Source organism: Bacillus sp. C30, assembly GCF_040838255.1.
Classification (GTDB): domain Bacteria; phylum Bacillota; class Bacilli; order Bacillales; family Bacillaceae_G; genus Bacillus_A; species Bacillus_A mycoides.
Genome location: NZ_JBFPJH010000071.1, coordinates 1 through 14,877, shown reverse-complemented (window position 1 = coordinate 14,877; position 14,877 = coordinate 1). Strand labels below are relative to the sequence as shown.

Here is a 14,877-nt window from a genome sequence, read left to right as displayed (position 1 = left end):
ACTCTCCAATAAAGTTAGTTTGTCTAGCATCTAAAAATAAAAATTGACGTTTCACGTTGTTTGTTTCGTTTAGTTTTCAAAGTTCAATGCCGCGTTTCAGCGACTTTTATAATTTAACATTTTGACTTGAATCTGTCAACAACTTTTTTCTTTCGTTCCTGACGACGCTTATTAATTTATCATATTACTAACCGATAAGTCAACGCTTTTTTAAAAAATGCCAAAATAAATTTATCTTGGCATTATATATAGCTTAATAATCACTAATGCAGCAACACCTGGCACCCCTAATAAACTTGATACTGTAGCTGTGCCCATGTTAATTGGAATATGAAAATCGAAATATGTCCCTGCAACATTCACAATAAATAGTAACGCTATACCTAAAGTGACATGAAAGAGTGCTTTCCCTATAAAACGTATTGGTTTAGCAGAAACACCAAAAACAAGAAAAATAAAAACTAAAGAAAGAATGCCAACAATAATAATTGTAGAATTCATTTTTTCCTCCTTATGAATGACCTATACATATCCATTTGTATGGGACAAGACAAGAAAAAAGAACATCTATAACATAACTCCTACCACTTCATCTTTATAACCTTTAATCAGTAATCTTTCTTCTAAGCACTAGCAATTAGATACAACTAATTCCATCCCCACTTTTTCTTTCTCCTCTTTATATCCCAAAAATAAAGTAGCCCTGTTACTCACAAATAAATCGATAAAAAGCAAAAGGTCCCGCTTTAAAAAGCAGGACCTTTTACCATTGTTCCATTTTCACAGGACGACGTTTTGCTTCTTTTAACAAGAAAAAATATTTCGCCTCTGCTATTTTTAAAGAACAAAGTACATCTTGAGACGGCTCAACACTTTGTTCAACCAGTCTCTTCTGACGTAGCCATTCATTCTTTACCTTTTCTAATAATACAATTAACTTATCGTCATACTCTTTACGCAACTTACCCTTTTTTTGAAAGAACATTTTCCCTTCTCCTCTTATATCTCTCTACGGCCTTCTAAAGCTTTCGATAGTGTTACTTCATCTGCATATTCTAAATCTCCACCAACTGGCAGACCATGTGCAATACGAGTTACTTTAATCCCTGTTGGCTTTAAGAGGCGGGATATGTACATCGCTGTAGCTTCCCCTTCAATATTAGGGTTTGTTGCTAATATCACTTCTTGTACTGTTTCATCTTGTAGTCTCTTTAATAACTGCGGGATATTAATATCCTCAGGTCCAATTCCCTCCATTGGAGAAATGGCACCGCGCAAAACATGATATACACCTTGATATTCTTTCATTTTTTCCATCGCAATTACATCTTTCGGCTCTTGTACTACACAAACAACCGATTGATCCCTATGCGAATCGTCACAAATATAACAAGGATCGCGGTCAGTGATATGTCCGCATACAGAACAATACGCTAAATCTCGCTTTGCATTCACAAGTGCTTTCGCAAAACCTAGTACATCATCCTCTTTCATATCTAACACGAAGAATGCCAATCGAACCGCTGTTTTCGGTCCGATTCCTGGCAACTTCATAAAACTATCAATTAATTTTGATATCGGTTCTGGATAATGCATATATCAATATCCTCCTAGAACATTCCACCTGGTAAGTTCATGCCTTTTGTAAATTTGCCCATTGTAGAGTTTGAAAGTTCATCAACCTTTTTAAGTGCATCATTCGTTGCAGCTAATACTAAGTCTTGTAACATTTCGATATCTTCTGGATCTACAACTTCTTCTTTAATTTTCACTTCAAGAACTTGCTTATGACCATTTGCAATAACAGTAACCATTCCGCCGCCAGCTGTACCTTCAACTGTTTTTTCGCCAAGCTCTTCTTGCGCCTTCGCCATGTCTTTTTGCATCTTTTGCATTTGTTTCATCATATTATTCATATTTCCCATTCCGCCACGCATCATAATTAATTCCTCCTCATTATTATTACTCTTTTATTTCAATAAGTTCTTGCCCTACTAATTTTACAGCCTCTTCTATAAGAGGATCTTCTTTTTGTTCTGGGCTTTCTTCAGAATCCCCGCCTTCGCGTTGTAAAAAGTCTTCACGAATTTTACCCCATTCACTTTTTGGGATAGCAATCATATTTAACCTTTTACTTAACAATTCAAAAAGGGTTTGTTCCAATGTATCCATCGCTTCTCGATTTTCACTAGCCATTTTGCAATGAATCTCATATTGAAATGCTAACACATAAGTATCATCCGAAGCCGCAACTGGTTCACTATTTTCTAATAAAACAGCAAATGCTACTTTGTTATGTGACTTGAGCCTTCCTAATAATTCGCCCCATACAGCTTTTAACTGTTCTAAATCTTGACGCTTCGCTTGCTTTAACACTTCATTCACACGTCCAACAGGAATTTTCATACTTCCTGTTCGTACCGGTTTTGGTGTTGCCCGCGTCTCTCTTACTTCCTGCTGCACACCAGCTGGCACGCCATTCTTTTTAACTTGCTCTAACTCTTTCTCCAACTGCTGCATCCTGTTCATAATCGCTTGTAAACGATCTGCGCCGTTTGCTTGCATCATAAACTGCTGACACAGTTGCACCATAACAACTTCCAAGAATATTCTTGGATGGTTTGTCCACTTCATCTCCTGTTGTCCCTTACTAAGGGTATGAATAATTTCATAGATTACTTCCGGTTGCATTTCTTCACTTAACGTACGGAATTGATCATCTACAATTACCCGTTCCAACATATGTTCTAATTGTGGTGAAGTTTGATATAAAAGCATATCACGATAGTAGTAAATGAAATCCTCCATAAAGCGAACTGGATCTTTCCCTTTACTCATCATCTCATCTATAATACGTAACGCTCTTGATACATCATTTTCACGTATACATTCTACCAGGTCACCCAAATATCGCTGAGATACAGATCCTGTTACAGCTAAAACATCTTCACTCGTCACCGTCTCATCACTATAAGAAATAGCTTGATCAATAAGACTGAGCGCATCACGCATACCACCTTCGGCGGCACGCGCTACGATTTGTAACGCTTCATCTTCTACTTGCGTACCTTCATTTGTCACGACCGTCGATAATCTCTCAACGATATCATTTACTGATATCTTTCGAAACTCAAAACGCTGACAACGCGAAATAATTGTAGCTGGAATTTTATGCGGTTCTGTTGTCGCCAGAATAAAAATAACATGTCCTGGCGGCTCTTCTAAAGTTTTCAAAAGCGCATTAAAGGCACCCATAGAAAGCATGTGAACTTCATCAATAATGTATACTTTATATCCTACAGCACTTGGAGCATATTTTACTTTATCTCTTATATCTCGAATTTCATCTACACCGTTATTTGAAGCCGCATCAATTTCTAATACATCTGAAATAGACCCTTGTGTAATTCCTAAACAAGAAGGACATTCATTACAAGGTTCAGCTACCGGGGCGTGTTCACAGTTAATTGCCTTTGCAAATACTTTTGCAATTGTCGTTTTCCCTGTTCCCCTCGGACCCGAAAACAAATAAGCATGTGAAGCTTTCTCTTGAAGAAGGGCATTTTGCAACGTTTTTGTCACGTGCTTTTGACCGACTACATCTTCGAATTTTTGCGGTCTCCATGTTCGGTATAACGCTTGGTATGACACGAAAATACGGCCTCCCTCAAAGGTTATTATCTTATTTATTATAACCCATTCTGTTTATAGATTCCAAAAGTTATTTTCCATACAAAAAACTCACCTTTATATAAAGGTGAGTTTTGTATACATATATAACTGCCGTGCACCTTCTGTCGATTACGTACCATAAGCGTTACTCAAGCAGTTAGCTCGGTTCAGGCACTCCTGCGGCACACGAGAAAACCCGCTTATTGCTGCTTCCTTCCGGACCTGACAAGGTTCACGGGGTCCCGTTGCGCAGGACCCAAACGTCAACACCACTTACTTAAGGCAGACCTTACAGCAGCATAACCTCGAGAAGGGATTCAGCCTCGCTAGAGCGGATTGCGAGTATAGGGCACCGCTACCTCCCCGCTTAGCACGGCAAAGTTAAAACCAATATTCGGTTGCCTTGGATAAGGCATTATCAGTATAACTTGTTTTTTTACAAAATGCAAATACGTTAGTTACCATTACTTTTCTCTAGTTTTTTCACTTCTTTTCTTTTCTTACGAAGCTCCCTAAAAAAAATCGTTAACAACGTACCACATTCCTCTTCAAGTACACCAGCCACTACTTCACACTGATGATTAAAACGCTCATCAGTTAAAAGATTCATCAACGTACCTGCACATCCACCTTTCGGATCGCTCGCACCATATACAACCCGTTTTATACGCGATAAAACAATTCCCCCTGCACACATTGGGCAAGGTTCTAATGTTACATATAACGTTGCATCTTCTAAACGCCATGTCCCTAATTTTTTGCAAGCTTCATCAATAGCTAAGAGTTCGGCGTGAGCTATTGATCTCTGTTCAGTTTCTCTTAAGTTATATGCGACACTAATCACTTCACCATCTAGCACAATTACAGCACCAATTGGTACCTCTTGTATCGCCTCCGCCTTCTTCGCTTCCTCTATTGCTAACCCCATAAAATATATATCTCGCTCCATAATATAGTCCTTTCACCAAAAATAAAATACACTTTTTCATTTCTTGCAGGTGGGATAACTTTTACAAATTCAATCCAACCTAAAGAAGAAAGAGAGGGAATTACATATGAAAAATACTGCCTTACTCATTATCGATATGATTAATGATTTTCAATTCTCCCACGGACCCATCCTGGCACAGAAATGTGAAATTATAAAGAACCCCATTTTACAATTAAAGGACACCATGAAATCATTAGGCTATCCAATAATTTATGTCAATGATCACTATCAACTTTGGAGATCTGATATTGATCAACTTATCACCCATTGTACAAATGAGTATAGTAAAAATATTATCGAGGCCATTGCTCCGCATACTGACGATTACATTTTTATTAAACCACATTACTCTGCTTTTTATGAAACACCTTTGAATTCTTTATTAGGTTATTTAAAAATCGAAAATCTCATTTTAACAGGAATTGCCGGGAACATATGCATCCTTTTTACAGCTAATGATGCCCATATGAGAAATTATACACTTTATGTACCACGGGATTGCATCGCTTCTAATAACGAGCAAGATAATGAACATGCTTTAAAAATAATGGAAGCCACATTAAAGGCAAATATTGTACCGTCATCCCAAATAAAATTTAATTAATACATATCTATTTTCTAACTTTTTATATCAAATTAGTCCGCTCGCTCCCCTCTTGTGCTACAATAATTCTGTTTTGTGTTTTTAGTAGTCACGGTAAATCACTGATTGAAAGGAGGAAACAGCGTGACCGGAGTACCATTTATCACGGTTGAAGGACCAATTGGTGTTGGAAAAACTTCACTTGCGAAGGAACTTTCAACTCACATGCAACTCCACTTACTAAAAGAGATTGTTGATGAAAATCCTTTTTTAGGAAAATTCTACGAAGACATCGACGAATGGAGTTTTCAAACAGAGATGTTCTTTCTTTGTAATAGATACAAACAACTAGAGGATATTAACATAAAGTATTTGAATCAAAGAAAGCCTGTAGTAGCAGATTATCATATATTTAAAAATTTAATTTTTGCATCCCGTACATTAAAAGATTCTCAATATGACAAGTACATGCAAATTTATCGCATTCTTACGCAAGATATGCCTGTGCCAAATGTCATCGTTTATTTAACAGCGAGCCTAGAAACATTACAAAAACGAATTGCCATGCGCGGAAGAGAATTCGAAAAAAATATGGATCCAAATTACTTGCTACAGCTTACAAAAGATTACGAAACAGCAATGGATGCTTTCAAAAAGGACCATCCAGATATTCCAGTATTGAAATTTAATGGAGACGATATGGATTTTGTAAGAAATCCTGATGATTTAAATGTCATCTTATCAGCTCTTCAAAATACTCTCTTGAAGGAGTCGAAATAACAATGAATTTAAGGCAAAAATATGATATACCAAATGATGCAGTTATCACTATTGCTGGGACAGTAGGTGTCGGTAAATCAACTATGACAACTGCATTGGCTAACGCTTTAGGTTATCGTACATCTTTTGAAAAAGTAGATTCCAACCCATATTTGGACAAGTTCTATGCCGATTTCACACGCTGGAGCTTTCACTTACAAGTGTACTTTTTAGCAGAACGATTTAAAGAACAAAAAAGAATTTTCGAATATGGTGGCGGTTTTGTTCAAGACCGTTCTATCTATGAGGACACTGGTATTTTCGCAAAAATGCATTACGAAAAGGGTACAATGACTGAAACTGATTATGAAACATACAAAGGTTTATTTGATGCTATGGTCATGACTCCTTACTTCCCTCATCCAGACTTATTAATTTACCTAGAAGGTTCTTTTGATGATATTGTCGATCGTATTCAAGAACGAGGACGTCCCATGGAGCAGCAAACACCAATTGAATATTGGAAAGAGATGCATGGACGTTACGATAACTGGATTAATAACTTTAATTCATGCCCTGTTTTACGATTAAACATTAATGAATACGATATTTTAAAAGATGGCGATTCAATCGAACCAATCATTAAAAAAATTGGACATTTTTTAAAACAAACACGTAAACTTGTAAAATAAAAAACCCGTGCATATGCACGGGTTTTCCTATGAAATTACTTTTTCTTTTTTGTCGGAGCAATAATTTCACTCTCTGGCTTTCCAGCATTAATACGCTGACGAACAGTACTCGTACTAATATCATATGTTTCAGCAATCTCTTTAACAGTCAATTCTTTCCCATTAATTACTGCTGTTAGTAATTTCCCTGTACGTTTTGGAGTTACTTCTTTTTGCACAGCTGGTTTTTCAGCTTCTTTTGGTACCTCTACTTTTTTTGCAACCTGTTTTACATCACAAGTGCAACCACAAAGTTTACGGAATGTATCATCACTTATAATGCGCGACACATTTGCACCACTGTTTAAAATTCTATTGTTCTTACAGACAGGACATTGTACATAATATAAAGTTTTTCCATCTAAAGGAAACGTTTGTATAATAAGATCCATGTTAACTCCTTTCATATCTATAAAGATAATCATCGGAATATGAGTGTGTAATAAGGACACTATATCCTTACATCATACTTTATGATTGGTTTTAAAATAAAAACTCGTTACGTGTTGGTAACGAGTTCTCCAATCTCCACTTATATGCGCTGTTGTCAATTATATCTGGAGGAGGTAGAGGGATTCGAACCCCCGCGCGACTCTCGCCGCCTGTCGGTTTTCAAGACCGATCCCTTCAGCCAGACTTGGGTATACCTCCATATTGACATCAAATATAATATCAAAAGAAAAACAGTTAGTCAACCCTACTATAATAAATTATGAGGAAAGGAAAATTTTACTTCCCCTCTCCTTTATGACACTGCTGACAACGTCCATAATTACCAATCACTCATACCGATGAATGTTTTAACTTATTTAATAACTGTTTTTCCTCCCATATAAGGGCGAAGAACTTCTGGAATTATAATTGTACCATCTTCTTGTTGGTAGTTCTCTAAAATAGCTGCCACTGTACGTCCAATTGCAAGACCAGATCCATTTAGTGTATGAACATGTTCCGGTTTGCCATTTGGCTCACGACGGAAACGGATATTCGCGCGTCTCGCTTGGAATGCCTCAAAATTACTACAAGAAGAAATTTCACGATATGTACCATAGCTTGGAATCCATACTTCAATATCGTATTTCTTCGCTGCTGTAAATCCTAAATCTCCTGTACACATGCTCATAACGCGATATGGCAACTCTAATAATTGTAACACGCGCTCTGCATCATTTGTTAATTTTTCTAACTCTTCGTAAGAATCTTCTGGTTTCACGAACTTCACAAGTTCAACTTTATTAAATTGGTGTTGGCGAATTAAACCACGTGTATCACGACCAGCTGAACCTGCTTCAGAACGGAAGCATGAGCTAAACGCAGCATATCGTATCGGCAATTGCTCTTTACTCACAATCTCATCACGATGCATATTCGTTACAGGTACTTCAGCTGTTGGGATTAGGAAATAATCTTCACTTTCAATACGGAATGCATCTTCTTCAAACTTCGGAAGTTGCCCTGTTCCTGTCATACTTGCACGGTTTACCATATAAGGAGGCAATACTTCCTCATATCCATGCTCATCAGTATGAAGGTCAAGCATAAAGCTAATCAAAGCACGTTCTAATCTTGCACCAGCACCTTTGTAAAATACAAATCGGCTTCCTGTTACTTTCCCAGCACGTTCAAAATCTAAAATCCCTAAATCAGTAGCAAGGTCCCAATGTGGTTTTGGCTCATAAGTAAATTCTTTCACTTCTCCCCAAGTACGTGCTACTACGTTATCATCCTCTGTTTCACCTATTGGGGCAGATTCATGAGGGATATTTGGGATAGATAGCATTAATCTTTCTAAATCTTCTTCAACTGTACGAAGCTCATTATCAAGATCTTTTACTTTTTCCCCAACTTCACGCATTTCTAGAATTAGAGCTTCCGCATCTTTCTTTTCACGCTTTAATACTGAAATTTGTTGAGATACTTCGTTACGTTTACTTTTTAGTTCTTCTGTTTGAACAAGTAGCTCTCTTCTTCTCGTATCAAGTTCTTCAAAGCGACCAAAATCCGTTAAATCTTCGCCTCTATGCTGTAATTTTGCTTTTACTTCTTCAAAATTCGTACGTAAAAATTTAATATCAAGCATTATATACTCCTCCTTTTATTTTATAAAACACAAAAAACTCCCGTCCCTATACAAAGGGACGGGAGTTAACCCGCGTTGCCACCCTAGTTGAAAGCATTACCGCTTTCCTCTCAAGTAGAAATAACGGCTCTTCACCGGGAATGTTTACTAATCAAAAGATATTCCACATTCCATTCCAGGATGGATTCACAAACTGTTTCTATCGATTTCCACCAACCATCGACTCTCTATAAGAAACAACATTTGTTACTACTTCCTATCAACACGCTTATTTTATAAAATTGTTATCATCAATTTACTATAATCTTATACAAGTTGCAAGTTACTTATACAACTTTTTTCATTTTCGCTTCTTTTACCATTTCTACAAAGTATGCTGTTACACGATGATCATCCGTTAATTCCGGATGGAAAGAAGCAGCTAAAAACGGCCCTTGCCTTACCGCTACTATTCGCTCGCCATGCATAGAAAGTACTTCAACATCATCAGCTACATTTACAACATACGGAGCACGGATAAATACACCAACAAAGTCTTCTCCCACACCTTTCATTGAAAGTGCAGCTTCAAAACTATCTTTTTGGCGTCCGAACGCATTGCGCTCAACCGTAATATCCATAGCACCAATATGTGCTTCTTCATAGCCAATAAGTGTTTTCGCAAGAAGAATCATTCCTGCACATGTGCCAAACATTGGTTTACCAGACTTCGCAAATGTACGAAGAGGCTCCATGAAAGCATACTTATCAATAAGACGGCGCATTGTTGTACTTTCACCGCCTGGTAAAATAAGACCATCAATCTCTTCAAGTTGCTCTATACGCTTTACAACAACAGCTTCTGCACCACTTGCCTCAACTGATTTTACATGCTCACGAACTGCACCTTGAAGACCTAGTACACCGATTTTCACCATTTTAAAGATCTCCTTTAATTACCATCCACGCTCTTGCATGCGTTGTTCTGGTAATAACGTTGAAATTTCGATACCTTTCATTGCATTACCTAATCCTTTAGAAAGACTTGCAATTAGTTCGTAATCTTCATAATGAGTCGTTGCTTCAACGATTGCACGTGCAAATTTCTCTGGGTTCTCTGATTTGAAGATACCAGATCCAACAAATACACCATCAGCACCAAGTTGCATCATTAACGCTGCATCTGCTGGTGTTGCTACACCACCTGCTGCAAAGTTTACAACTGGCAGGCGACCAAGGCGTTTAATTTCAAGTAGTACTTCATAAGGAGCACCAGTATTTTTTGCATATGTCATTAACTCATCTTCACGTAGACTTGCAACTTGACGGATTTCTGCATTGACTTGGCGCATATGACGCACTGCCTCTACAATGTTTCCTGTTCCAGGTTCACCTTTTGTACGAAGCATAGCTGCACCTTCTGCAATACGACGTGCAGCTTCTCCGATATCGCGGCAACCACATACAAACGGAACTGTGTAATCACGTTTATTTAAATGGTATACTTCATCAGCAGGAGTCAATACTTCACTCTCATCGATATAGTCTACCCCTAATGATTCTAATACACGTGCTTCTACAAGGTGACCGATACGACATTTTGCCATAACCGGAATTGATACAGCACCCATAACTTCTTCAACAATTGTTGGATCTGCCATACGAGAAACGCCACCTGCTGCACGAATATCTGCAGGTACACGCTCTAATGCCATAACAGCAACTGCGCCTGCCTCTTCTGCAATCCTTGCTTGCTCAGCGTTAACTACGTCCATAATAACGCCGCCTTTTTGCATTTCTGCCATTCCACGTTTTACACGTTCTGTCCCTGTTACATTTGTCATGTACAAAAACCCCCCTAGGTGAATTGCTTTCCCCGTTAAAGAAGAAAATTAAGAATACTCTTACATTCTACCACTAACTATCTGATGCTTGTCTACTACTTTTTCATAAAGTCGGTATGAAAAATAGGAATAAGAAAAAGCTCCTACAATGAGGAGCTTTTAAAACCAACCTTTTACTGTATCAATAGCACCATTCCACATACCACTAAAGAAAGAACCAATTCCGCGCATAGAACGTGTAAACCAGCTTGCCTCTTCTACTTCAGATTTTGTTACAAGGTCTACTTGTAATGATTTTCCTGATAAAAATCCAGGATCATTACTATCTTTAGACGTTACAACCATTTGTCCAAGTGCAACTCCCTTTTTCAGAGGTGCTTCTTGTCCCTTATTTCCTTCTTTAAATTCTGTTTTATAAACGTCTTTACTTCCCTTTGGCACCGGAAGTGAAACAGCTTGCTTCGTTTGAACTGCTACATCTTTATCTTTCGCATTTTCAACTCTTACTGTTTCTTTTCCTTTGACCGAAGAACCTTTTTCATACATTTTCTTCATTTCAAAGTTAGCAAAGCCATAATCATATAATTTCTTCGTCTCATCGAAACGCGCTGTATGAGAACTTGTTTTAATAACTACAGAAATAAAACGCATACCGTTTCGTTCAACCGTACCAGTGAAGCAGTCCCCTGCTTCTGGAGTTGATCCTGTTTTTAGACCATCTACTCCGTCATATTCTTTAACTAAACCCTTTAACATCCAGTTCCAGTTCGACATCCCAAATTTCTCTTTTTCGGGACGGAAAACTTTTTTCGGGATTTTTGCTGTATCTAACACTTTTGGATAATCTTTAATTAAATGTTGCGCTAAAGTTGCAACATCCTTCGCAGACATTTTATTTTCTTCATCCGGTGTTGTACCTTCAGGATGCATCCCTTTTAAATCTTTGTTCGTTAAACCCGTAGAATTAACAAATTTATAATTTTTCAATCCTAGTTCTTTCGCTTTATCATTCATCATTTTTACGAAATCTACTTCTTTACCTGCAATTGCTTCTGCTAATGCAATTGTTGCACCATTTGCAGAAAAGATTGCCATTGCCTCGTATAACTCTTTTACTGTATACAGGCCACCATTTTCTAATGCAACATTTGATAATGAAGCATCTTGTGAAATCTTATATGCATATTCAGAAACCTTAATTTTTTGATCCCACTTAAGTTTTCCTTTATCCACTGCTTCATGAACTAAATATTCACTCATCATCTTTGTCATACTAGCAATTGATAATAATTCATCTGCATTCTTTTGATATACAATTTTTCCAGAATTCGCTTCAACTAAAATCGCTGCACCTGCTTCAATGTTTAAAGCAGCTCCTGTTTCTGCTGATGCATTGCTATATGGTGCAAACATGCCAAAAGCTAGTGTAAGCACTGTTACCAACGCAATGAATCTTTTGCAAAACATACCTTTCACTTTTGCTACCCCCAATATCTATGTACTCACATAACCGTTATTCTAACATAATCAAAAAAAAATAGACAGAGATATCAAATCTCTGTCTATTTACATATAAGACATTATAATGAGTAGTTTGGAGCCTCTTTTGTAATCTGTACGTGATGAGGGTGGCTTTCACGTAAACCAGCACCCGACATACGAATGAACTGCGCATTCTCACGTAAGAATTCTAAATCCTGTGCTCCGCAGTATCCCATACCTGCACGTAATCCACCAACTAATTGATGAACTGTATCTGCTAAAGGTCCTTTATATGGTACTCGTCCTTCAATACCTTCTGGAACAAGTTTTTTGTTTCCTTCTTGGAAGTAGCGATCTTTACTTCCTTTTTCCATTGCTCCAACAGAACCCATACCACGATATACTTTAAATTGACGACCCTGGTAAATTTCAGTTTCTCCAGGGCTTTCAGCTACACCAGCGAACATACTACCTAGCATAACAACGTGTGCTCCTGCTGCTAAAGCTTTAACCATATCACCAGAGTACTTAACACCGCCATCTGCAATAACTGGAATGCCGTATTTACGGGCTTCAGTTGCACAATCATAAACTGCTGTTAATTGTGGTACACCAACCCCAGCTACAACACGCGTTGTACAAATAGATCCTGGTCCAATACCAACTTTAACTACATTTGCACCAGCTTCAATTAATGCTTTTGTTGCTTCAGCTGTAGCAACATTACCAGCAATAATATTTAGTGCTGGATATTTCGCTCGAACTTCTTTTACCTTTTCAATAACACCTTGAGAATGTCCATGAGCTGTATCAAGTACAATTGCATCTACACTCGCTTTTACTAATGCATCGATACGAAGCATTGCATCAGCCGTTACACCAACTGCTGCTCCAACCAATAAGCGTCCTTGCTTATCCTTTGCAGAGTTTGGAAATTCAATTACTTTTTCAATATCTTTTATTGTAATAAGCCCTTGTAATACACCGCTATTATCAACAAGAGGGAGCTTTTCAATTTTATACTTTTGTAAGATCTTTTCAGCTTCTCCTAGTGTAGTACCAACTGGGGCTGTAATTAACTGTTCTTTTGTCATTACGTCAGAAATTTTGATTGAGTAGTCTTGGATGAAACGCATATCACGGTTTGTAATAATACCAACTAATTTTCGCTCATCTAAATTATTTACAACTGGTACACCTGAGATACGGTATTTTCCCATAAGATGTTCCGCATCATATACTTGATGTTCTGGAGTTAAAAAGAATGGATCTGAAATAACGCCGCTTTCAGAGCGCTTTACTTTGTCAACTTGCTCTGCCTGGTGCTCAATAGACATATTCTTATGAATGATTCCTAAACCGCCTTGACGAGCCATTGCAATAGCCATATCGGCTTCTGTTACTGTATCCATTCCTGCACTAATTAACGGGATGTTTAACTGTAAGCTTTCAGATAAAACTGTTTTAACACTTACTTCTCTTGGTAATATATCTGATTTTGCTGGTACAAGTAATACATCATCAAAAGTCAAACCTTCTTTAACAAATTTAGATTCCCACATAATTGTTCCCCCCATGATACCAGAAATTATTATTAGTAGCTTATCAATTGGTTAAAATACTGTCAAGAAAGTATAAATATGTTAGAATTTTTAGACAATAAAAGGAGCGTAATATATGCATCATACACCTTGTGCTTGGCAGCAGTTAAGTTTCTTCTTTTCATCTCAAAACGTACAACATTATCTTGCCCGTTGTTATGAAAAATCCTCGATTCAGGATGCCGAAAAAAAAAGTTTTGAAAATTGTTATCCATTTATTTATTACTTAGAACACGGTAAAAATTATTATGAATTATATAAAACAGCGCCATTTTCCATTCAGCCAATGCTGTTATTTTATGGGATGGGACAACTTTTTAAAGCCTGTTTATTAACTATTAATCCAAACTATCCAGAATCAACAACCGTTTTAGCACATGGAGTGACAACCCGTAAACGAAAAAAACAAGGATATCAATTTTTAGAAGATGAAGTGAAAATACAGAAAAATGGACTATTTACTCACGCGGCAGAACAACTGTTTCACATGAAACACTTAGAAACAGAAAAGTTTAATATGTTAGAGCTAATGGGAAAAATCCCTGAATTACAACATTTATTTCGCTATAGTCAAAAAGGAACAACATTATATAAAATTGATTCAACAAATAAAAATGAACTTTCTTTTTCAGTCAACATACTAGATCGACTACATATGACCAAAGAGAGATTTTCTCGTTACATCGAAACAGCTTGTAAGCATTTATCAATACAACACGCACCTGAGAAAAACAATGAATTAAATGTGTTTTTTTCAGCACCTATTCAATCATGGAATCCTATGTATAGCACACCTTTATACTACGAGTATCTTACTGACACTTATTATTTACCACTTACGACTGACCCTAGAAACTCTAAGCCAGTGTTGCCTGAGCTTCTTGTTCATTATTTATTGCTCTATAATTTAAGTATGATTTCTAGGTATGAAACAGATTGGTGGTATGACTTACTTGGAAGCTATGGATCTGAAGATTATCCGTTTATTTATCAATTTCTCAATATTTCTGCTCAAAAAATCCCTTACTATATTTCAGCATTTTTACTAACGGAATCCAACCTATTTCATGGGAAATAAAAAAACACGAGTCAAATGACTCGTGTTTTTATCTTGCTTGGCGACGTCCTACTCTCACAGGGACAAGGTCCCAACTA

General features: G+C 37.2%; 16 protein-coding genes, 1 tRNA gene, 1 other RNA gene and 1 other annotated feature. Of the genes, 4 read left to right on the top strand and 14 right to left on the bottom strand.

Annotation, left to right across the window (positions count from 1 at the left end):
• Positions 1 to 231 precede the first annotated feature (231 nt).
• From AB3X49_RS09815 to tadA, 7 genes are all read right to left on the bottom strand, one after another.
• Positions 232 to 501 carry a pro-sigmaK processing inhibitor BofA family protein gene (locus AB3X49_RS09815; protein ID WP_002009632.1) on the bottom strand — a complete coding sequence of 90 codons (270 nt, stop codon included), beginning with the start codon at positions 499 to 501 and terminating at the stop codon, positions 232 to 234.
• Between the two features lie 262 nt (positions 502 to 763).
• Positions 764 to 985: a YaaL family protein gene (locus AB3X49_RS09810; RefSeq protein ID WP_002009631.1), complete on the bottom strand. Its 222-nt coding sequence runs from the start codon at positions 983 to 985 to the stop codon at positions 764 to 766.
• A 14-nt stretch (positions 986 to 999) separates the two neighbouring features.
• Entirely contained in the window at positions 1,000 to 1,596 is a 597-nt protein-coding gene (recR, locus tag AB3X49_RS09805) for a recombination protein RecR (protein ID WP_002009629.1), read from the bottom strand.
• 14 nt (positions 1,597 to 1,610) lie between these two features.
• Positions 1,611 to 1,937 carry a YbaB/EbfC family nucleoid-associated protein gene (locus tag AB3X49_RS09800; RefSeq protein ID WP_170935248.1) on the bottom strand — a complete coding sequence of 109 codons (327 nt, stop codon included), beginning with the start codon at positions 1,935 to 1,937 and terminating at the stop codon, positions 1,611 to 1,613.
• A gap of 25 nt (positions 1,938 to 1,962) precedes the next feature.
• Complete coding sequence (dnaX, locus tag AB3X49_RS09795; RefSeq protein ID WP_002029302.1) at positions 1,963 to 3,651, bottom strand: DNA polymerase III subunit gamma/tau; 1,689 nt, start codon at positions 3,649 to 3,651, stop codon at positions 1,963 to 1,965.
• Between the two features lie 132 nt (positions 3,652 to 3,783).
• An RNA gene (gene ffs / locus AB3X49_RS09790) (signal recognition particle sRNA large type) lies at positions 3,784 to 4,048 on the bottom strand.
• 78 nt (positions 4,049 to 4,126) lie between these two features.
• Positions 4,127 to 4,621 (bottom strand): tRNA adenosine(34) deaminase TadA, encoded by a 495-nt coding sequence (gene tadA, locus AB3X49_RS09785; protein WP_367961780.1) that lies wholly within the window; start codon positions 4,619 to 4,621, stop codon positions 4,127 to 4,129.
• Positions 4,622 to 4,727: 106 nt separating this feature from the next.
• On the opposite strand from tadA, the gene AB3X49_RS09780 reads away from it, so the two are divergent.
• From AB3X49_RS09780 to AB3X49_RS09770, 3 genes are all read left to right on the top strand, one after another.
• Positions 4,728 to 5,267, top strand: coding sequence for a cysteine hydrolase family protein (locus tag AB3X49_RS09780; RefSeq protein ID WP_002130738.1), 540 nt, complete (start codon positions 4,728 to 4,730; stop codon positions 5,265 to 5,267).
• 123 nt (positions 5,268 to 5,390) lie between these two features.
• Complete coding sequence (locus AB3X49_RS09775) at positions 5,391 to 6,026, top strand: deoxynucleoside kinase (protein WP_002009621.1); 636 nt, start codon at positions 5,391 to 5,393, stop codon at positions 6,024 to 6,026.
• A 2-nt stretch (positions 6,027 to 6,028) separates the two neighbouring features.
• Positions 6,029 to 6,697 carry a deoxynucleoside kinase gene (locus tag AB3X49_RS09770; RefSeq protein WP_002009620.1) on the top strand — a complete coding sequence of 223 codons (669 nt, stop codon included), beginning with the start codon at positions 6,029 to 6,031 and terminating at the stop codon, positions 6,695 to 6,697.
• A gap of 35 nt (positions 6,698 to 6,732) precedes the next feature.
• Here AB3X49_RS09770 and AB3X49_RS09765 read toward each other — a convergent pair whose 3' ends face one another.
• From AB3X49_RS09765 to guaB, 7 genes are all read right to left on the bottom strand, one after another.
• Positions 6,733 to 7,128, bottom strand: coding sequence for a sigma factor-like helix-turn-helix DNA-binding protein (locus AB3X49_RS09765; RefSeq protein ID WP_002029297.1), 396 nt, complete (start codon positions 7,126 to 7,128; stop codon positions 6,733 to 6,735).
• Positions 7,129 to 7,294: 166 nt separating this feature from the next.
• Positions 7,295 to 7,387: transfer RNA gene (locus tag AB3X49_RS09760), tRNA-Ser, on the bottom strand.
• Between the two features lie 154 nt (positions 7,388 to 7,541).
• Complete coding sequence (gene serS, locus AB3X49_RS09755; protein ID WP_002009617.1) at positions 7,542 to 8,816, bottom strand: serine--tRNA ligase; 1,275 nt, start codon at positions 8,814 to 8,816, stop codon at positions 7,542 to 7,544.
• Positions 8,817 to 8,867: 51 nt separating this feature from the next.
• Positions 8,868 to 9,088: a binding site (T-box leader), on the bottom strand.
• Positions 9,089 to 9,142: 54 nt separating this feature from the next.
• Positions 9,143 to 9,733 carry a pyridoxal 5'-phosphate synthase glutaminase subunit PdxT gene (gene pdxT, locus AB3X49_RS09750; protein WP_367961776.1) on the bottom strand — a complete coding sequence of 197 codons (591 nt, stop codon included), beginning with the start codon at positions 9,731 to 9,733 and terminating at the stop codon, positions 9,143 to 9,145.
• Between the two features lie 18 nt (positions 9,734 to 9,751).
• Positions 9,752 to 10,639, bottom strand: a complete 888-nt coding sequence (pdxS, locus tag AB3X49_RS09745) for a pyridoxal 5'-phosphate synthase lyase subunit PdxS (RefSeq protein ID WP_002009615.1) — start codon at positions 10,637 to 10,639, stop codon at positions 9,752 to 9,754.
• 159 nt (positions 10,640 to 10,798) lie between these two features.
• On the bottom strand, positions 10,799 to 12,106 hold the full coding sequence (locus AB3X49_RS09740) for a serine hydrolase (protein ID WP_367961783.1): 1,308 nt from the start codon (positions 12,104 to 12,106) through the stop codon (positions 10,799 to 10,801).
• 113 nt (positions 12,107 to 12,219) lie between these two features.
• A complete protein-coding gene (gene guaB / locus AB3X49_RS09735) occupies positions 12,220 to 13,683 on the bottom strand; it encodes an IMP dehydrogenase (protein WP_060751900.1) in 1,464 nt (487 codons plus the stop codon).
• A 115-nt stretch (positions 13,684 to 13,798) separates the two neighbouring features.
• Between guaB and AB3X49_RS09730 the strand changes: the two genes are divergently transcribed.
• Positions 13,799 to 14,800 carry a YaaC family protein gene (locus tag AB3X49_RS09730; RefSeq protein ID WP_113710512.1) on the top strand — a complete coding sequence of 334 codons (1,002 nt, stop codon included), beginning with the start codon at positions 13,799 to 13,801 and terminating at the stop codon, positions 14,798 to 14,800.
• Positions 14,801 to 14,877 lie beyond the last annotated feature (77 nt).